We start from the raw sequence: 17976 nt of genomic DNA on the forward strand, positions 1-17976 counted from the left end.
TTGCTCAGGCTGCGGCCTTAGCCGAGTCCTTCAACAGTTTTGCAACGCGCTCGGATGGCTGTGCACCCACGCTCAGCCAGTAGGCTACGCGCTCTTGGTTCACGGACAGACGAACTTCTTGACCACGAGCAACAGGGTTGAAGAAACCAACCTGTTCCTTGTGCGAACCGTCGCGCGGGTTGCGGCTGTCGGTTACGGTCAAGTGGTAAAACGGGCGCTTTTTGGAGCCGCCAAGGGCAAGACGGATTGTTAGCATGTGAACATCGTTCCTGTAGTCGGTGCTGCAAATCTAAATGCACAGCGGGCATAGGTGCCCGAAAGGCCGCATATTCTAAGGAATATCCGGACTTTTGCAAATGTCTTTTTCCGGCGCCTATCAGCGTGCCATCCAGATTTGCTATAGAGCCGTCGGTTAAAACGGCGAGTCAGCGCCCGCCAACGGCGGGTTTGCTGGAGATCCCACATCCCTGTGGGTCGGAGCAGGAGCTGGGCCCCCGCTCGAATTCTTTACATCTTGGGCATGCCACCGCCGGGCAACATACCGCCCATGCCGCGCATCATCTTGGCCATACCGCCCTTGGCGGAGAATTTCTTCATCATCTTCTGCATCTGCTTGTGCTGCTTGATCAAGCGACCGATGTCCTGCACCTGGGTGCCGGAACCCATGGCGATCCGACGCTTGCGCGAACCGCTGATCAGCTCAGGGTCGCGGCGCTCGGCCGGGGTCATGGAGTTGATGATGGCTTCCATCTGCTTGAACTGCTTCTCTGCCGCGCCCTGGGCATTGCCCATCTGCGCCAGGTTCACACCGCCGATGTTCGGCAGCTTGTCCATCAGGCCGCCGAGGCCGCCCATGTTCTTCATCTGTTGCAGCTGGTCGCGGAAGTCTTCGAGGTCGAAGCCCTTGCCCTTCTTCAGCTTCTTGGCCAGCTTGTCGGCCTTGTCCTTGTCGAGGGTGGCTTCGGCCTGTTCGATCAGGCTGAGCACATCGCCCATGCCGAGAATGCGCGAGGCGATACGCTCCGGGTGGAACGGCTCGAGCGCTTCGCTCTTCTCGCCCATACCGATGAACTTGATCGGCTTACCGGTGATGGCACGCACCGACAGCGCGGCACCGCCACGGGCGTCGCCGTCGACCTTGGTCAGAATCACGCCGGTCAGCGGCAGTGCGTCGCCGAAGGCCTTGGCGGTGTTCGCCGCGTCCTGGCCGGTCATGGCGTCGACCACGAACAGGGTCTCGACCGGGTTGATCGCGGCATGCAGCGCCTTGATCTCGCCCATCATCTCCTCGTCGATGTGCAGGCGACCGGCGGTATCGACGATGACCACGTCGATGAACTTGAGCTTGGCTTCTTTAATGGCGGCGTTGGCGATGTCGACCGGCTTCTGGCTCAGGTCGGACGGGAAGAAGGTCACGCCCACTTCGCCTGCGAGCATTTCCAACTGCTTGATGGCCGCCGGACGGTACACGTCGGCCGACACCACCATCACAGACTTCTTCTTGCGCTCTTTAAGGAAGCGCGCCAGCTTGCCGGCGGTGGTGGTCTTGCCCGCACCTTGCAGACCCGCCATCAGGACGACAGCCGGCGGCACAGCGCTGAGGTTCAGGTCTTCGTTGGCCGCGCCCATCAGGCTTTCGAGTTCGGCCTGGACGATCTTCACAAACGCCTGGCCCGGGGTCAGGCTGCGGGACACCTCGGTGCCCACCGCGCGCTCTTTGACCGAGTTGACGAAGTCCTTCACCACCGGCAAGGCCACGTCGGCTTCCAGCAACGCCATGCGCACTTCACGCAGGGTGTCTTTAATATTGTCCTCGGTCAGCTTGGCCTTGCCGGTAACGTGGCGCAGCGTCTGCGAGAGACGGTCAGTCAGATTTTCAAACATGCGCGATCCTTTCAGGCCCTATTCATAGACCGAGGTAATGGCGGCCCAGGCTGTGGTAAATCGCTATTAAAAACAGCGCTCGGCGAGCCTGCGGCGTGGGCAGGTCGCGGATTATAGCGAAGACTGCGTCCATGCACACCCGCTGTCTGGCCCGGGAGTCTTTCGTGTTGCGCGGGGGTATGCCAAACTCAGCGCCTTTCGGGCTTGCCTAACAGGATTTATGCTCCCTTTGTCACCCAGTTTGCTACCCAGCCTCGCCGCCGCCATCTTGTACGCCGCTGCGACCGTCTATCAGGGCACTCGTCTGGCCCAGGGCACCAAGGCGGACAAACGCCTGTTGGTAGGCCTTGGTGTCCTCGCCTTGCTCGCCCATGCCGCGAGCCTGTTCACGCACTTGATGACGCCGGTCGGCCTGGCCCTGGACTTTTTCAGCGCCGCCAGCCTGATCGCCGCAGCCGTTATCGCGCTGACACTGATGGCCTGCTACCGGATCCCGGTCGAGAACCTGCTGGTACTGCTCTTCCCGCTGGGCATGCTGACGGTGCTGCTGGCGCAATTCGCGCCTACCGGTACGGTGCCGGTGATCGATGAAGAGCCAGGCATCCTTGCCCACATCCTGCTGTCGATCCTGGCCTATGGCATGTTCACCATCGCAGTGTTCCAGGCCTTGCTCCTGCTGCTGCAGGACCACCAGCTCAAGCACAAGCACCCGTCCGGGCTGATCAAGAACTTCCCGCCGCTGCAAACCATGGAAAGCCTGCTGTTCGGCTTCCTGTGGGCCGGCTGGACCTTGCTCTCACTGTCGCTGATCTCCGGCTGGCTGTTCTTCGAAAACCTGTTCGCCCAGCACCTGGTGCACAAGACCCTGCTGGCCTGCCTGGCCTGGATCGTGTTCAGCGTCCTGCTGTGGGGCCGCAACCGCCTCGGCTGGCGCGGGCACAAGGCGATCCGCTGGACCCTGGCCGGTTTCTGCCTGCTGATGCTGGCCTATTTCGGCAGCAAGCTGGTTCGCGAATACATCCTGCATATCTGACGGGCGGCGATCATGGACAACTTGCCCCTGGAGCCGATGCTCGCGGTAATCGCCCTGCTGGTGTTATGGGCCGCGCTGTTTACTGCCATCGAAGCCGCCCAGCAACACTTGCTGGCCCTGCGCCCCGGAACACGCCAGGGCGACAAGGCGGCCACCCGCCTGAGCTTTCCGCGTAACAGCCTGATCCTGTGCAACAGCCTGTGTCGCGCCGCCGTGGTCATCCTGTGCACGCTGCTGGCCATATACGCCTGGGCGCAGAACGGGCCGTGGCTCGGCTGGCTGATCTCCTGCGCGACCCTGTTGATCCTGGCCGACTACCTGCCCCGCGCCCTGGCCACCCGCTATCCGCAAGCGGTACTGGGCTTCGGCAATACGCTGCTGGGCGTGCCACTCAAAATCGTCTACCCCCTGGCCTGGCTGCTCAATGGTATCAGTCTGTTGCTGCTGCGCCCGTTCGCGCGCAAGACCGGCGTGGTGAAGAAGAGCGACGAACCGCTGCCTGACCATGATGACGAACCCGAACCCGAGATCGCCGAAGGCCGTACCCCCGGCATGCCGGGCATCCACGCTCTGGACAACATCACCGTCAACGACATCCTGGTGCCCCGCAGCGAAGTGGACGGCATCAACCTGGATGACTCGATCGAGGAGATCATCGAGCAGCTGCGCACCTCCCAGCGCACGCGCCTGCCGGTGTTCCACAGTGATATCAACCAGGTCGAAGCCGTGCTCAACACGCGGCAGATCCAGCACCTGTTGCCCGACGCGAGCCTGACCAAAGAGGCGTTGCTCGCGGCCTGCCACGAGCCCTACTTCGTCCCGGAAAGCACTCCGCTGCAACTGCAACTGCTGAATTTCCACAAACAGCAGCGTCGCCTGGGCATGGTGGTGGATGAATACGGCGAAGTACTCGGCATCGTGACCCTGGAAGATATCCTCGAAGAAATCGTCGGTGAATTCGAAAGCGAACAGAGTGCGGACAACCCGCATATCGAAGCGCAACCGGATGGCCGCTACATCATCGACGGCGCCGCCTCGATCCGCGAATTGAACAAGAGCCTGAACTGGCACCTGCCCAGCGACGGCCCCAAGACGCTCAACGGCCTGGTCACCGAGGCGCTGGAGACCATTCCGGATTGCGCGGTGTGCCTGAAAATAGGCCGCTACCGCCTGGAAATCCTCGAGACCGAGGACAACCGGGTGAGCAAGGTGCTGATCTGGCATACCAGCCGGATGCCGGTCGCCGCTTAGTTCCCAGACAAAACACAACCACATAATGTGGGAGGGGCTTGCCCTTCCCACATTTTGACTTGTTGTGCGTTCAAACCCCTTCCTATAATCGGGACGGCTTACCAGAGCCCCGCCCGACCGCGTGCTACCCGCACTGAACGCGTCCAGGCACCGCTTTACAGTGTCTGACCGGTGTTCGCTCCCATCCCGAGCCGCCCCGCGCACAACCCTGATCCATGGGTGTTCGACCAATAATAATCCGCGTCCAAACGCGCACTGACCGTCAGGGATATCGCCATGAGCACCACCTACAACGAGGCCGCACCTGCTGCCGCCCCGACCAACTCGACTGCACGGGTCGCCACGGCGAGCATCGTCGGCACCGCCATCGAGTTCTACGACTTCTATATCTACGCCACGGCTGCTGCGCTGGTGATCGGCCCGGTGTTCTTCCCGCAGACCTCCGGCACCGCGCAGATGCTGGCGTCATTCCTGACCTTCGGTATCGCCTTCATCGCCCGCCCACTGGGGTCGGCGCTGTTCGGCCACTTTGGCGACCGTATCGGTCGCAAATCGACCCTGGTGGCCTCGCTGCTGCTGATGGGCGTGTGCACCACGCTGATCGGCTTGCTGCCCGGTTATGACAGCATCGGCGCCTGGGCGCCGATCCTGTTGTGCGTACTGCGTTTCGGCCAGGGCCTGGGCCTGGGCGGCGAATGGGGCGGCGCGGCGCTGTTGGCGACCGAGAATGCGCCCAAGGGCAAACGCGCCTGGTTCGGCATGTTCCCGCAACTCGGCCCTTCGATCGGATTCCTGGCAGCCAACGGCTTGTTCCTGATCCTGGCCATGAGTCTCAGCGATGAGCAATTCCGCAGTTGGGGCTGGCGCATCCCGTTCATCCTCAGCGCGGCGCTGGTGATGGTAGGCCTGTACGCGCGGCTGAAGCTGCACGAAACGCCGGTGTTCGCCAACGCCGTCGCCCAGCAAGCGCCGGTCAAAGTGCCGTTGGTGGAGCTGTTCAGCCAACACTGGCTGCCGGTGTTGCTGGGCGCTGCGTCGATGGTGGTGTGCTACGCGCTGTTCTATATCACCACGGCGTTCTCCCTGAGCTATGGCGTGTCGACCTTGGGCTACAGCCGTGAAACCTTCCTCGGCCTGCTGTGCTTCGCGGTACTGTTCATGGGCTTGGCAACGCCGCTGGCGGCGCTGGCCAGTGATCGTTATGGGCGTAAGCCGGTGCTGATCGCTGGTGCAGTCCTGGCGATTCTGTCGGGCTTTACCATGGAGCCATTGCTGACCCACGGTTCGACCTGGGCGGTGGCGCTGTTCCTGGCGCTGGAGCTGTTCCTGATGGGCGTGACGTTCGCCCCGATGGGCGCGCTGCTGCCGGAACTGTTCCCGACCCGCGTGCGTTATACCGGCGCTTCGGCGGCGTATAACCTGGGTGGGATTGTCGGGGCATCCGCCGCGCCGTTCTTCGCGACCAAGCTGGTGGCGATGGGTGGGCTGAGTTATGTCGGTGGGTATGTGTCGGCGGCGGCGTTGCTCAGCCTGATTGCGGTGCTGTGCCTGAAAGAGACGCGGGATAATGATTTGAATCGCGTGGGCTGATAGACCGCTATCGGGGGCAAGCCCCCTCCCACATTTGAATGTATTCACACATCTAACTCTGTGAACAGGATCAAGTGTGGGAGGGGGCTTGCCCCCGATGCTTTTAGAGCTCTACCACCACTGCCTGGGAAGCCCGGGTCGCCTTGGTACGGGCCGCTTCAATCGACTCATCCCGCGCCAACGCCACGCCCATGCGGCGCTGGCCATTCACTTCGGGCTTGCCGAACAGGCGCAGCGCGGTATCAGGTTCGCTCAACGCGGCGCCGAGGTTGGCGAACGCCGTCTGGGTCGACTGCCCTTCCACCAGGATCACCGCCGAGGCCGAAGGCCCGAACTGACGGATCAACGGGATCGGCAGGCCCAGGATGGCGCGCGCGTGCAGCGCAAACTGCGACAGGTCCTGGGAAATCAGGGTTACCAAACCGGTGTCATGCGGGCGCGGCGACACTTCGCTGAACCACACCTGATCCCCCTTGATGAACAACTCCACGCCAAACAGGCCACGGCCACCCAGGGCCTCGGTCACCGCCTTGGCAACGCGCTCGGATTCCGCCAGGGCAATCGGACTCATGGCCTGTGGCTGCCAGGATTCCTGGTAGTCGCCCTTCTCCTGACGATGGCCGACGGGCGCGCAGAAGGTGGTGCCGCCGATGTGACGCACGGTCAGCAGGGTGATTTCGTAATCGAAGTCGATAAAGCCTTCGATGATCACACGGCCTTTACCTGCACGGCCGCCTTCCTGGGCGTAGTCCCAGGCTTTCTGCACGTCCTCGACGCTGCGCAGCAGGCTCTGGCCCTTGCCCGACGAACTCATCACCGGCTTGACCACGCACGGGAAGCCCAGGTCCTGCACGGCCTTGCTGTAGTCTTCGAAGGTATCGGCGAAGTGGTACGGCGAGGTGGGCAGGTCCAACTCTTCGGCGGCCAGGCGGCGGATGCCTTCGCGGTTCATGGTCAGCGAGGTGGCGCGCGCGGTCGGGATCACGGTGAAGCCTTCGGCCTCCAGTTCCACCAGGGTGGCGGTCGCGATGGCTTCGATTTCCGGCACGATGAAGTGCGGCTTTTCCGCCTCGATCACCGCTCGCAGGGCGGCGCCGTCGAGCATGTTGATCACGTGGCTACGGTGCGCAACCTGCATGGCCGGCGCGTTGGCGTAGCGATCCACGGCAATCACTTCAACGCCCAGGCGTTGCAGCTCGATTACCACTTCCTTGCCCAGCTCACCGCAGCCACACAGCAAAACGCGGGTCGCGGTTGGCGACAATGGAGTTCCGATTCGGGTCATCTCAGGTCCTCAGGGGAGCGGATCATTGGGAGAAAGGCCGGCATTTTACATGAACTGCAGGAATTGGCCTCAGTTGGCGACAGCCCGCTTGCGGATGCGCCAGGCCATGATCAGCCACACCACCGTGACCCCGGCGAACTTCGACGCCAGTGCAGTACCCACTACCGCCGGCGTGAGCGCGCCGATCAGGCCGAAGAAGATAAAGGTGTCGAGGGGAATGCTCAGCGCCGAACTGATCCACAGACGGTCGTGCAGCGGACGCTTGGTGATGCTGAACACCAGCCAGTCGATGCACTCGGACACCGCGAACGCGGTGGCGCTGGCCAGGGCGATGGCCGGGTCGGACGTGACATACGACAGCACCAGCGCGGCCAGCATGGCGATGATTGCGCCATGGCCGAAGCGGGTTTGCACCATGTCGCGCAGGATAAAGACCAGGCCACCCCAGGCGGACCAGATGACATCCAGGTGCGGGGCGGTGGAGAAGGCGAAGTTGATCAGCACGACGCTGCTGATGTAGGCGATCAGGAAGAGCATGGGAGTGGACCTGTGAACAAGGGGCACAGGGTACTTCACATTTTGAAATATGTCGTCTGGGATGGCCCTATCGGGGGCAAGCCCCCTCCCACATTTTGACTGCATTCCTACAGACTGAACGCGGCCAACTGTGGGAGGGGGCTTGCCCCCGATAGCGTTGGTTCAGGCGCCGGATTTATTAGAGGCCATAAACACCAATCCACTCGCCACCGCCCGCTCATGACACAACCCCAGCACCACCCGGCGCTCGGCGTTATCCATGCGGCTCCAACGCATAATCTCATCCACCGTACGCTGGCAGCCGGTGCAAATATCGTCATCGTCCAGCGCGCAAATGCTCACGCACGGCGAAGCAACGGGGCGTTCAATCGGATTCATTCTTCCTGCTCGACCAGATCCCGCGCATAACGCTGTGCGTTGTGCACATAGTGCGCGGCGCTGGCTTCGAGCATGCGTTTCTGCGCGTCGGTCAGTTCACGCACCACCTTGCCCGGCGAGCCCATCACCAGCGAACCATCGGGGATTTCCTTGCCTTCGCCGATCAGCGAATTGGCGCCGATGATACAGTGCTTGCCGATCTTGGCGCCGTTGAGGATCACCGCATTGATGCCGATCAGGCTGTAATCGTCCACCGTGCAGCCGTGCAACATAGCGTTATGCCCAATGGTCACGCCGGTGCCCAGGGTCAACGGGTAGCCCATGTCGGTGTGCATCACGCTGCCGTCCTGCACGTTGCTGTTCTTGCCGATCAGGATCAGTTCGTTGTCACCGCGCAACACCGCGTTGAACCACACGTTGGCGCCCTCCTCCAGCTTGACCTTGCCCACCAGCGTGGCATTGGGTGCCACCCAGCTCTGTGGATGAGTCTCGACGCGGGCGTCGCCCAGGCGGTATTTCATGGTTTTTCCTCACGGCGTTGCCATTCAAGCGATGGCTCAAGTATTGATGAAGCTCTTGGGTGGCTGGTGCAGGCTGATCTTGGCATCGTCATAGAGCAGATTGATCAGCTCGACGATCATGATGGCCGTCAGCCCCCAGATCTTGTATTCGCCAAACCGATAGCTGGGCACGTACCAACTGCGGCCCTGGTAATCGATCCGGTGGGTATGTTCGCGTGGGTCTTGTCGGAAGAAGTCCAAGGGCACGCTGAAAACCGCGGCAATCTCGGCATCGTTGGCCAAGTACTCGACGTAATCGGGGATCACGCCGACATACGGCGTGACCCGAATGCCATGCAGCGAGATCAAGGGGCTCAGCGGGCCGATCACTTCGACCAGCCCGGGCGGCAGGCCGATTTCTTCTTCGGCCTCGCGCAGCGCGGTGAAGATCAGGTCCGGGTCTTCGGGGTCGCGCCGCCCGCCCGGAAAGGCCACTTCGCCACCATGGGTCGACAGGCCACTGGCGCGCAGGGTCAGGATCAGCTCAGGTTCGTCACTGCGGGTAATCGGCACCAGCACCGCGGCCTCGGGGAAACGCCCGTCGGTTTCAAGCGTGTGGGGGGTGTGGTTGCTTACCCGGCGAAGTAGCTCGTCCAGCATGAGTCATCTCGGTCTGTTGGCTACCTTGCATCATGCACCAAAGCTCGCGGGTGCCCAACCCCAAAACCCGCCCGGTGTCGCTAAACGACAACTTGTTGCAGCGCCCTGCCCGTCACGCCAAGATAGACGCACTTTCCAGGAACCCCAGCATGAATTTCTGCAGCCAGTGCGGTAAACCGGTTACCCAACGCATCCCCGAAGGCGACGGCCGCCTGCGCTTTGTGTGTGATCACTGCTCGACCATCCACTACCAGAACCCCAATATCGTCGCCGGCACCGTGCCGGCATGGGGCGATAAAGTGCTGCTGTGCCGCCGCGCCATCGAGCCGCGCCTGGGCTACTGGACGCTGCCCGCCGGCTTCATGGAAAACGGCGAGACCGTGGAACAGGCCGCCATGCGCGAAACCCTGGAAGAAGCCTGCGCCCGCGTGCACAACCTGAGCATCTACACCCTGATCGACGTGCCGCATATCAATCAGGTGCATATTTTCTACCGCGCCGACCTGCTTGACCTGGACTTCGCCGCCGGCCCCGAAAGCCTGGAAGTGCAGTTGTTCGACGAAGCCGACGTCCCTTGGTCCGAGCTGGCGTTCCGCACGGTCGGACGTACCCTTGAATACTTTTTTGCTGACCGTCGGCAGCAGGCCTTCCCGGTGCGCAGCGAGGCTGTAGAGCCGCGGGTGTTGCCCGCTCCATGACTAGGGATACCGTTTTAATGCGTTGGCTGCTTGCCCTTATCTGCCTGTCGTTCGCGACCCTGTCATCCGCCTCGACCGTGGAAACCCTGGGCGGCAAGACCGTCGAAAAGGTCCTGGTGCTCAAGTCCGCCCATCAGTTGCAGTTGATCAACGACGGCAAGCCGCTCAAGACCTACCGCATTTCCCTGGGCAAGAACCCCAAGGGCCACAAGCTGATCGAGGGTGACCGCCGCACGCCAGAGGGCCTGTACTGGATCGACTGGCGCAAGACCAGCGACCGCTTCAACCTGGCCATGCACATCTCCTACCCCAATATCAGCGACGCCGCCCGCGCCCGCCGCGAAGGCGTGAAGCCCGGCAGCATGATCATGATCCACGGCACGCCCGACAGCGAAGAGTACCCGGAGCAGTGGTTCCATACCCTGGACTGGACCGACGGCTGCATCGGCATGCGCAACGTGGACATGCGCGAAGTGTGGAACCTGGTCAAGGACGGCACCCTGATCGAGATTCGTCCGTAATCTCGTACCGTTCGTAAAATAATTCGAAAAAAATCCCGCCCCCCCTCTGTGCCCGCCGGTGAATACCAGTTCACCCCCGCGGGCTGCGCCGTTCTGTGCGCGATAAAGACCTCTCTAATACCACTTCATACCAGGCCTCATTGTGGAGCCTTTAAACCGCTGCTTGCACCGTTTTAGCTGCATTGACATGGTATTTAAGTGGTATTAATTTCCGGCCAATACCGGGCGACAACACTCCAATAACCGCATCGGAAACCTGACAGATGAACCCCATCCTGGCCCTGCGCCCCGACGATAAACAATCCACGCCGCTGTACCTGCAATTGGCGCGCAAACTGGAAGCAGCGATCCATGCCGGCCAGTGGACCTCCGAACAGGCCCTGCCCTCGGAGCGCGTCCTCAGCGAGCAATTGAGCATCTCGCGAGTCACCGCTCGCAAGGCGCTGGAAGTGTTGTTTGCCCAAGGGCTGATCCGCCGTAATCAAGGCTCCGGCACCTATATATCACCACGCTTGGAACAGCCGCTGTCGCGCCTTTCGGGGTTCAGCGAGATGCTGCGGCTCAAGGGTTTCGTGCCCAGCTCCCAATGGCTGGAACGAGAACTGACCCAGCCGACCCACGAAGAGATGATCCGCCTGGGCCTTTCGCCCGCCGATAAAGTGGCACGCCTCAAACGCTTGCGTAAGGCGGATGACACGGTGATGGCGATTGAAATGAGCACCCTGCCCGCCTCGGTACTGCCGCACCCGCAAGGCATTGGCAATTCGCTGTACGAATACCTCGAAAGCATCGGCAAACCCATCGTGCGCGCCCTGCAGCATGTGCAGGCGATCAACGCTTCCGACGAGTTCGCCGCGCTGGTGGGCATCGCCCCCGGCACCGCGATGCTGCTGATGACCCGGGTCGGCTACACCGCCGACAACACACCGATCGAAATCACCGACACCTACTGCCGCAACGACTACTACGACTTCGTCGCAGAGCTGCGCCGCCATGACTACTCCGCTGAACTGCGACTCTAGAGAACTGCCCATGTCCGAAGACAACATCCTCACGCCCAGCGGCTGGATTCGCGGCCGCCTGGTGCATCAGCACGGCAAGGTGATCGCCATCGAAGGCACCCCTTGCGACCCGACTGACAACGACCTGCCCTACCTGCTGCCGGGTTTTATCGACCTGCACGTCCACGGCGGCGGTGGCAAGGACATCATGGAAGGCAGCGATGCCTTCGAGACCATCACCCGCACCCACGTGCGTTTCGGTACGACTTCTCTGCTGGCTACGACCATGACTGCGCCAGTGGATGAAATCTCAAGCGTACTCGGCCAGCTCGGCACCTTCTGCGAACGGCGTCCGACGGGCAGCGCCCGCGTACTGGGTGTGCACCTGGAAGGGCCTTACATCAATCCGGGAAAACTCGGCGCCCAACCCAACTTTGCCCACACCGCCTTGATGGCCGAAGTGGAAGCCTACCTGCGCCTGGCGCCGATCCGCGTGATCACCATCGCCCCGGAGATCGCCGGGCATGATGGCCTGATCCGCGCCCTCAGCGAACGCGGCGTGCGCATGCAGATCGGCCATACCCTGGGCAGCTATGAAGAAGGCGTCGCCGCCCTCGCTGCCGGCGCCACCAGCTTCACCCATTTGTACAACGCCATGAGCCCGCTGCATCACCGCGAGCCCGGCATCGTCGGCGCCGCACTGGCCCACGCCAAGTACGCCGAATTGATCCCGGATTTGCTGCATGTGCACCCCGGTGCCATGCGCGTGGCGCTGCGTTCGATCCCATGCCTGTACTGCGTCACCGACTCCACTGCCGCCGCCGGCATGCCCGATGGCGAATACAAGCTGGGCAGCCACACCGTGACCAAATGCCTGGGCGGCGTACGCCTGGCCGACGGCACCCTGGCCGGCAGCACGCTGACCATGGACCAGGCGCTGCGCAACCTGGTGAAGATCGGCCTGCCCGTCAGCGAAGCCTCACAACGCCTGTCGCAATTTCCTGCGGACTACCTGGGCCTGGAAGAGCGCGGCCGCCTGCAACCCGGCAGTTTTGCCGACTGCGTGCGCCTGGACCGCTCCCTGACACTCACCGACGTAATGGTCGAAGGAGAAACCATTGACTTCAAAAATGCTTGAAGAGGCCCTGGCCTCCTGCGACGCCGTGTCGGCGCAATTGCAACGCCTGGACCCACTGCTGGAAGAAGTCGCCGGCCGCCTGCGCCGCCAGCCGCCGCAAGTGGCGATGACCATCGCCCGCGGCAGCTCGGATCACGCCGCCAGCTACTTCGCCTACCTGGCCATGCAGCACGTGGGCATCCCGGTGGCGTCGTTGCCAATGTCGGTGGTGACCCTGCTGCAAGCCCCGTTGAAAGTCAGCGGCCAAGTGGCGTTCGGTTTCTCGCAGTCGGGGCAAAGCCCGGACCTGGTCAACAGCTTGCGCCTGCTGCGCAAACGCGGCGCCCTGAGCATTTCGCTGGTCAACGCTGAAGACTCACCGCTGGAAGCCGCCTGCGAATTCCACGTGCCGCTCTGCGCCGGGCCGGAGCAAAGCGTCGCCGCCACCAAAAGTTTTATCGCCACACTGAGTGCCAGCGCGCTGCTGATCGGCCACTGGAACCAGGAAGCCGACTTGCTGCAAGCCTGCCGCGCCTTGCCGGACGAACTGCGTGCCGCCGCCAGGCAGGACTGGACGGTCGCCATCGACGCCCTGCGCGACTGCCAGCAACTGATGGTGATCGGTCGAGGCGCCGGTTTTGCCATCGCTCAGGAAGCGGCGCTCAAGCTCAAGGAAACCTCGGCGATCCAGGCCGAAGCCTTCAGCAGCGCCGAGGTACGTCACGGGCCGATGGCACTGATTGGCGACAACTACCCCCTGCTAGTGTTCGCCCCGCGCGGCGCCGAGCAAGCCGGCCTGTTGAGCCTGGCCGCCGACATGCGTCAACGCGGTGCCCGCGTGTTGCTGGCTGCGCCGGACGATATCGCCGAGCGTGACCTGACCCTGAGCCGCGCCGAACATCCGACCCTGGACCCGATCCTGGCGATCCAGAGTTTCTACGTGATGGCGGCAGGTTTGGCCGAAGCCCGGGGCATGGACCCGGACCAGCCGCGTCACCTGAGCAAAGTTACCCGCACTCACTGAGTGGCGTTTTCCTGATGAGTACCGTGCCCATGTCCAACAACAATAATGACCTGACCCTCAGCGCCCCCCTCAGCGGACCGGTGCTGGCCCTGGGCAACGTTCCCGACGAAGTGTTCGCCAGCGGCGCCATGGGCGACGGCATTGCCATCGACCCGTTGAATGACTGCCTGCATGCACCCTGTGACGGCGTGATCATCCACGTCGCCCGCACCGGGCATGCGCTGACGATCCGCGCTGACAACGGTGCCGAGGTGTTGATGCATGTGGGCATCGATACGGTGGAACTGAACGGCGAAGGCTTCGCCTTGCTGGTGAAGGATGGCGCGCGGGTAAGCAAGGGCCAGGCGCTGGTGCAGTTTGAGCTGGACCGCATTGCACGCCAGTGCAAGAGCCTGGTCAGCCTGATCATCCTGACCAATGGCGAGCGCTTCGAGTTGCGCTCGGTGGCGGCTAGAACGGTCAAGGTCGGCGAGCCGTTGTTGCAGATCGTGGCGCATTCGGCAGCGTCGGTGTCGACGCCTGTGGATAACTCGGCGGGTGAAGCCAGCGCCCGCGTACGCATCACCCATCGCGGTGGTTTACATGCCCGCCCGGCGGCGTTGGTGCGCAAGGCTGCGCAGGGTTTCAGCAGCCAGGCCTCGCTGCACTTTGGCAATAAAACCGCCTCGTGTGACAGCCTGATCGGTTTGCTGGGCCTGGGTATCGGTGAAGGGGATGAGGTGCGTGTGAGCTGTCGCGGCAAGGATGCCGAAGCGGCGGTGCAGGCAGTGATCGCGGCCTTGTCAGCCGTCGTCAAGGAAGAACACCACACCCCGGTGGCCGCCGCGCCCCGTCGGGTCAATACCGAAGTGGGTGTGTTGCAAGGCGTGTGTGCCGCGCCGGGCCTGGTCTGCGGGCCATTGTTCCGCCTGACCGGTATCGAACTGCCGGCAGACACCGGCGAGCATGCTGCCGACGAGCAACTGCAACGCCTGGACGCCGCCCTGGAGCAGGTGCGCAGCGAAATCCGCAGCACCCTGGATCATGCGCGCCAACGCAAGAACGTCGAGGAAGAAGACATCTTCGCCGCCCACCTCGCCCTGCTGGAAGACCCGACCCTGCTGGACGCCGCCACCGGCGCCATCGAGCACGGCAGTGCCGCCACCCATGCCTGGCGCGACGCGATCCAGGCGCAATGCGCCGTGTTGCTGGCCCTTGGCAAACCGCTGTTTGCCGAACGCGCCAATGATCTGCGGGATTTGCAGCAACGGGTACTGCGCGCATTACTGGGTGAAGCCTGGCACTTCGAATTGCCCGCAGGGGCGATTGTCAGCGCCCACGAACTCACCCCGTCCGACCTGCTGCAACTGAGCGCGCAAAATGCCGCAGGCATCTGCATGGCCGAAGGCGGTGCCACCTCCCATGTGGCTATTTTGGCCCGTGGTAAAGGCTTGCCCTGTGTGGTCGCGCTGGGCGCCGAAGTCCTCGATGTGCCCCAGGGCCAACGCGTGGTCCTCGACGCCGCCAACGGCAGGCTGGAACTGGCGCCCAGCGATGCGCGCCACGCCGAAGTACACCAGATTCGCGATACGCAGAAACTGCGGCGCCAGCAACAACAGGCCCAAGCCCGGCAGCCGGCACGCACCGCCGATGGCGTGAGCATCGAAGTTGCCGCGAATGTTGCCTCCAGCGCCGAAGCCTTGGTGGCGTTTGAAAATGGCGCCGATGGCGTCGGCCTGCTGCGTACCGAGTTTCTCTTCGTCGACCGCCGCACCGCGCCGGACGAACAGGAACAACGCCAGGCCTACCAGGCCGTGCTGGATGCCATGGGCGACAAGTCGGTGATCATCCGCACCATCGACGTGGGCGGCGACAAGCAACTCGACTACCTGCCGCTGCCGGTCGAGGCCAACCCGGTGCTGGGCCTGCGCGGTATCCGCATGGCCCACGTGCGCCCGGAACTGCTCGACCAGCAACTGCGGGCGCTGCTGCAAGTCAGCCCGCTGGAGCGCTGCCGCATCCTGCTGCCGATGGTCAGCGAGGTGGATGAGTTGTTGCAGATTCGCCAGCGCCTGGACGAGTTGTGCGCCGAGTTGGAACTGACCCAGCGCCCCGAACTGGGCGTGATGATCGAAGTGCCCGCCGCCGCGCTGATGGCCGAGCATTTGGCCAAACATGCCGACTTCCTGTCCATCGGCACCAATGACCTGTCCCAGTACACCCTGGCCATGGACCGCGACCACGCCGGCCTCGCCGCGCGCGTCGATGCGCTACACCCGGCGCTGCTGCGGCTGATCGCCCAGACCTGCGCAGGCGCGGCGCAACACGGGCGCTGGGTTGGGGTCTGCGGCGCCCTCGCCTCCGACCCGCTGGCCACGCCGGTACTGGTCGGCCTGGGGGTCAGCGAGCTGTCGGTGAGCCCGCCGCAGATCGGAGAAATCAAGGACCGCGTCCGCCACCTGGACGCGGCGCAATGCCGGCAACTGAGCCAGGGCCTGCTCGACCTGAGCAGCGCCCAGGCCGTTCGCCAAGCCTGTCAATACCACTGGCCGCTGAGCTGACAACAACAAGAAAAAAGGAGACTCGCCATGTACCAACATTTCATCGAAGGCCTGCAACGCCTGGGCCGTGCACTGATGCTACCGATCGCGATCCTGCCGATCGCCGGCCTGTTGCTGCGCCTGGGCGACACCGATCTTTTGAACATCGCGGTGATGCACGACGCCGGGCAGGCGATCTTCGCCAACCTGGCGCTGATCTTCGCCATCGGCATCGCCGTGGGTTTCGCCCGCGACAACAACGGCACGGCGGGTTTGGCGGGTGCGATTGGCTACTTGGTGATGGTTTCCACGCTCAAGGTGATGGACACGTCCATCAACATGGGCATGCTTGCCGGTATCGCCAGCGGCCTGATGGCAGGCGGGCTGTATAACCGCTTCAAGGACATCAAGCTGCCGGAGTACCTCGCGTTCTTTGGTGGGCGACGGTTCGTGCCGATTGTCACGGGGTTTTCGGCGGTGGCGCTGGGCGTGATCTTTGGCCTGATCTGGCCGCCGATCCAGCACGGCATCAACAGCTTCGGTGTGCTGCTGATGGAAAGCGGCAGCCTGGGCGCGTTCGTGTTTGGCGTGTTCAACCGCCTGCTGATCGTCACCGGCCTGCACCATATCCTCAACAACATGGCGTGGTTCGTGTTCGGCACCTTTACCGACCCGGTGACCGGTGCCGTGGTGACCGGCGACCTGACCCGTTACTTTGCTGGTGACCCCAAAGGCGGCCAGTTCATGACCGGCATGTTCCCGGTGATGTTGTTCGGCCTGCCGGCTGCGTGCCTGGCTATGTACCGCAATGCATTGCCCGAGCGCCGCAAAGTGATGGGCGGGATTTTCCTGTCGATGGCGCTGACGTCGTTTCTGACCGGGGTGACCGAGCCGATTGAATTCGCCTTCATGTTCCTCGCGCCGTTTTTGTACCTGATCCATGCGGTGCTGACCGGCCTGTCGATGGCGGTCACCAATATGCTGAATATCCACCTGGGCTTTACCTTCTCCGGTGGGTTTATCGACATGGTGCTGGGCTGGGGCAAGTCCACCAATGGCTGGCTGGTGTTCCCGGTAGGCCTGGCGTATGCGCTGGTCTATTACAGCGTGTTCAGCTACTGCATTCGCCGGTTCAACCTGAAGACGCCGGGGCGTGAGGATATCCAGGTGGTGCAGGCTGAGGTGATGACAGATAACCAGCGCGCCACGGCCTACATCCAGGCCTTGGGCGGTGCACAGAATTTGCTGAGTGTCGGCGCCTGCACCACGCGCTTACGGTTGGACATGGTGGATCGCAACAAGGCGGTGGATGCGGAGTTGAAAGCGCTGGGTGCCATGGCGGTCGTCCGGCCAGGTAACGGCGGCAGTTTGCAGGTGGTGGTCGGGCCGATGGCAGACAGCATTGCCGATGAGATTCGGTTGGCCATGCCTTCGTTTGTTGCCAGTGTGCCCGTGCAACCGGCGCCTGTGGATAAGCCCGTAGCAGTGAATGTGCAAGAGGCTGAGAAATGGCTGAATGCCTTGGGTGGCCGAGGTAATGTTCGCCAGTTGGAAGCGGTGGCGATGACGCGGTTGCGAGTGGAGTTAGGGGATGACTCGGAGTTGTCTGAAGCTGACCTGACTGCTCTGGGTTGCCAGGGTGTGAGCCAGCTGGAAAGCGGTGTTTGGCATTTGTTGATTGGTGACAAAGCGTCGGGCTTGGGTGACGCGTTGGAGCGGTTGGTCAGCGGTCGCCAGATTGGGGCTGGGGCCTAACAAATCTTGGCCTGAACAGCCCCCATCGCGGGCAAGCCCGGCTCCCACATTTTTATCTGTGAATACATTCAAGATGTGGGAGCCGGGCTTGCCCGCGATGAGGCCCTGACAGCCGACAAAAAACCCGCTGGCCAAACTGGCCCAGCGGGACTGTCAGAAATTTTGTGTTCGGGCATAACATGAGTAAGAGGTGCATGTATGCCAACCAAAAAGAAACCGCTTC

General features: G+C 62.7%; 17 protein-coding genes. 10 read left to right on the forward strand and 7 right to left on the reverse strand.

All coding sequences use genetic code 11. The annotated features are described in order from the left end of the window. Window positions 1–4: 4 nt before the first annotated feature. Together rpsP and ffh are read right to left on the reverse strand one after the other, a co-directional pair. Window positions 5–256: a 30S ribosomal protein S16 gene (gene rpsP, locus AC3WP7_RS17985; RefSeq protein WP_003175899.1), complete on the reverse strand. Its 252-nt coding sequence runs from the start codon at window positions 254–256 to the stop codon at window positions 5–7. Between the two features lie 251 nt (window positions 257–507). Beyond that, the gene (ffh, locus tag AC3WP7_RS17990; protein WP_003193965.1) at window positions 508–1884 is read right to left on the reverse strand and encodes a signal recognition particle protein; all 1377 of its coding nucleotides are present in this window, start codon (window positions 1882–1884) and stop codon (window positions 508–510) included. A gap of 220 nt (window positions 1885–2104) precedes the next feature. Here ffh and AC3WP7_RS17995 point away from each other — a divergent pair, with 220 nt between their 5' ends. The 3 genes from AC3WP7_RS17995 (at window position 2105) to AC3WP7_RS18005 (ending at window position 5758) form a co-directional block, all read left to right on the forward strand. Beyond that, window positions 2105–2917, forward strand: coding sequence for a cytochrome C assembly family protein (locus tag AC3WP7_RS17995; RefSeq protein WP_071489286.1), 813 nt, complete (start codon window positions 2105–2107; stop codon window positions 2915–2917). A 12-nt stretch (window positions 2918–2929) separates the two neighbouring features. Continuing rightward, the gene (locus AC3WP7_RS18000) at window positions 2930–4168 is read left to right on the forward strand and encodes a transporter associated domain-containing protein (protein ID WP_093125051.1); all 1239 of its coding nucleotides are present in this window, start codon (window positions 2930–2932) and stop codon (window positions 4166–4168) included. Window positions 4169–4444: 276 nt separating this feature from the next. Then, window positions 4445–5758 (forward strand): MFS transporter, encoded by a 1314-nt coding sequence (locus tag AC3WP7_RS18005; protein WP_093513889.1) that lies wholly within the window; start codon window positions 4445–4447, stop codon window positions 5756–5758. 103 nt (window positions 5759–5861) lie between these two features. Here the strand turns inward: AC3WP7_RS18005 and purT are convergent, their stop codons facing one another. The 5 genes from purT to AC3WP7_RS18030 all read right to left on the reverse strand — a co-directional run bounded on the left by purT (window position 5862) and on the right by AC3WP7_RS18030 (window position 9118). Then, entirely contained in the window at window positions 5862–7043 is a 1182-nt protein-coding gene (gene purT / locus AC3WP7_RS18010) for a formate-dependent phosphoribosylglycinamide formyltransferase (RefSeq protein WP_102591890.1), read from the reverse strand. Window positions 7044–7112: 69 nt separating this feature from the next. Next, window positions 7113–7580, reverse strand: a complete 468-nt coding sequence (locus AC3WP7_RS18015) for a VUT family protein (RefSeq protein WP_032890779.1) — start codon at window positions 7578–7580, stop codon at window positions 7113–7115. Window positions 7581–7742: 162 nt separating this feature from the next. Continuing rightward, the gene (locus AC3WP7_RS18020) at window positions 7743–7958 is read right to left on the reverse strand and encodes a DUF1289 domain-containing protein (protein ID WP_093513887.1); all 216 of its coding nucleotides are present in this window, start codon (window positions 7956–7958) and stop codon (window positions 7743–7745) included. Beyond that, window positions 7955–8479 carry a gamma carbonic anhydrase family protein gene (locus AC3WP7_RS18025; RefSeq protein ID WP_071489282.1) on the reverse strand — a complete coding sequence of 175 codons (525 nt, stop codon included), beginning with the start codon at window positions 8477–8479 and terminating at the stop codon, window positions 7955–7957. Before AC3WP7_RS18025 ends, AC3WP7_RS18020 begins: the two co-directional genes overlap by 4 nt. A gap of 36 nt (window positions 8480–8515) precedes the next feature. Next, window positions 8516–9118, reverse strand: coding sequence for a CoA pyrophosphatase (locus tag AC3WP7_RS18030; protein WP_071489281.1), 603 nt, complete (start codon window positions 9116–9118; stop codon window positions 8516–8518). A gap of 149 nt (window positions 9119–9267) precedes the next feature. Here AC3WP7_RS18030 and AC3WP7_RS18035 point away from each other — a divergent pair, with 149 nt between their 5' ends. The 7 genes from AC3WP7_RS18035 (at window position 9268) to nagE (ending at window position 17753) form a co-directional block, all read left to right on the forward strand. Beyond that, on the forward strand, window positions 9268–9816 hold the full coding sequence (locus AC3WP7_RS18035; RefSeq protein ID WP_102591891.1) for an NUDIX hydrolase: 549 nt from the start codon (window positions 9268–9270) through the stop codon (window positions 9814–9816). Window positions 9817–9833: 17 nt separating this feature from the next. Beyond that, window positions 9834–10337 (forward strand): L,D-transpeptidase family protein, encoded by a 504-nt coding sequence (locus AC3WP7_RS18040; protein ID WP_071489279.1) that lies wholly within the window; start codon window positions 9834–9836, stop codon window positions 10335–10337. A 263-nt stretch (window positions 10338–10600) separates the two neighbouring features. Next, entirely contained in the window at window positions 10601–11359 is a 759-nt protein-coding gene (locus AC3WP7_RS18045) for a GntR family transcriptional regulator (protein WP_071489278.1), read from the forward strand. A 10-nt stretch (window positions 11360–11369) separates the two neighbouring features. Then, window positions 11370–12476 carry an N-acetylglucosamine-6-phosphate deacetylase gene (nagA, locus tag AC3WP7_RS18050; RefSeq protein ID WP_102591892.1) on the forward strand — a complete coding sequence of 369 codons (1107 nt, stop codon included), beginning with the start codon at window positions 11370–11372 and terminating at the stop codon, window positions 12474–12476. Then, window positions 12457–13479 (forward strand): SIS domain-containing protein, encoded by a 1023-nt coding sequence (locus AC3WP7_RS18055; protein WP_092246726.1) that lies wholly within the window; start codon window positions 12457–12459, stop codon window positions 13477–13479. The genes nagA and AC3WP7_RS18055 overlap by 20 nt, the downstream gene beginning before the upstream one ends. Before the next feature lie 29 nt (window positions 13480–13508). Next, the gene (gene ptsP, locus AC3WP7_RS18060) at window positions 13509–16019 is read left to right on the forward strand and encodes a phosphoenolpyruvate--protein phosphotransferase (protein WP_102591893.1); all 2511 of its coding nucleotides are present in this window, start codon (window positions 13509–13511) and stop codon (window positions 16017–16019) included. A gap of 27 nt (window positions 16020–16046) precedes the next feature. Next, window positions 16047–17753 (forward strand): N-acetylglucosamine-specific PTS transporter subunit IIBC, encoded by a 1707-nt coding sequence (nagE, locus tag AC3WP7_RS18065; protein WP_092246720.1) that lies wholly within the window; start codon window positions 16047–16049, stop codon window positions 17751–17753. Window positions 17754–17976 lie beyond the last annotated feature (223 nt).

The organism is Pseudomonas sp. FW305-3-2-15-C-LB1 (assembly GCF_058787615.1).

Coding starts and splice junctions, on each gene's coding strand:
- rpsP (WP_003175899.1), bottom strand. CDS start 256: ATGCTAACAATCCGTCTTGCCCTTGGCGGCTCCAAAAAGCGCCCGTTT.
- ffh (WP_003193965.1), bottom strand. CDS start 1,884: ATGTTTGAAAATCTGACTGACCGTCTCTCGCAGACGCTGCGCCACGTT.
- AC3WP7_RS17995 (WP_071489286.1), top strand. CDS start 2,105: ATGCTCCCTTTGTCACCCAGTTTGCTACCCAGCCTCGCCGCCGCCATC.
- AC3WP7_RS18000 (WP_093125051.1), top strand. CDS start 2,930: ATGGACAACTTGCCCCTGGAGCCGATGCTCGCGGTAATCGCCCTGCTG.
- AC3WP7_RS18005 (WP_093513889.1), top strand. CDS start 4,445: ATGAGCACCACCTACAACGAGGCCGCACCTGCTGCCGCCCCGACCAAC.
- purT (WP_102591890.1), bottom strand. CDS start 7,043: ATGACCCGAATCGGAACTCCATTGTCGCCAACCGCGACCCGCGTTTTG.
- AC3WP7_RS18015 (WP_032890779.1), bottom strand. CDS start 7,580: ATGCTCTTCCTGATCGCCTACATCAGCAGCGTCGTGCTGATCAACTTC.
- AC3WP7_RS18020 (WP_093513887.1), bottom strand. CDS start 7,958: ATGAATCCGATTGAACGCCCCGTTGCTTCGCCGTGCGTGAGCATTTGC.
- AC3WP7_RS18025 (WP_071489282.1), bottom strand. CDS start 8,479: ATGAAATACCGCCTGGGCGACGCCCGCGTCGAGACTCATCCACAGAGC.
- AC3WP7_RS18030 (WP_071489281.1), bottom strand. CDS start 9,118: ATGCTGGACGAGCTACTTCGCCGGGTAAGCAACCACACCCCCCACACG.
- AC3WP7_RS18035 (WP_102591891.1), top strand. CDS start 9,268: ATGAATTTCTGCAGCCAGTGCGGTAAACCGGTTACCCAACGCATCCCC.
- AC3WP7_RS18040 (WP_071489279.1), top strand. CDS start 9,834: ATGCGTTGGCTGCTTGCCCTTATCTGCCTGTCGTTCGCGACCCTGTCA.
- AC3WP7_RS18045 (WP_071489278.1), top strand. CDS start 10,601: ATGAACCCCATCCTGGCCCTGCGCCCCGACGATAAACAATCCACGCCG.
- nagA (WP_102591892.1), top strand. CDS start 11,370: ATGTCCGAAGACAACATCCTCACGCCCAGCGGCTGGATTCGCGGCCGC.
- ptsP (WP_102591893.1), top strand. CDS start 13,509: ATGTCCAACAACAATAATGACCTGACCCTCAGCGCCCCCCTCAGCGGA.
- nagE (WP_092246720.1), top strand. CDS start 16,047: ATGTACCAACATTTCATCGAAGGCCTGCAACGCCTGGGCCGTGCACTG.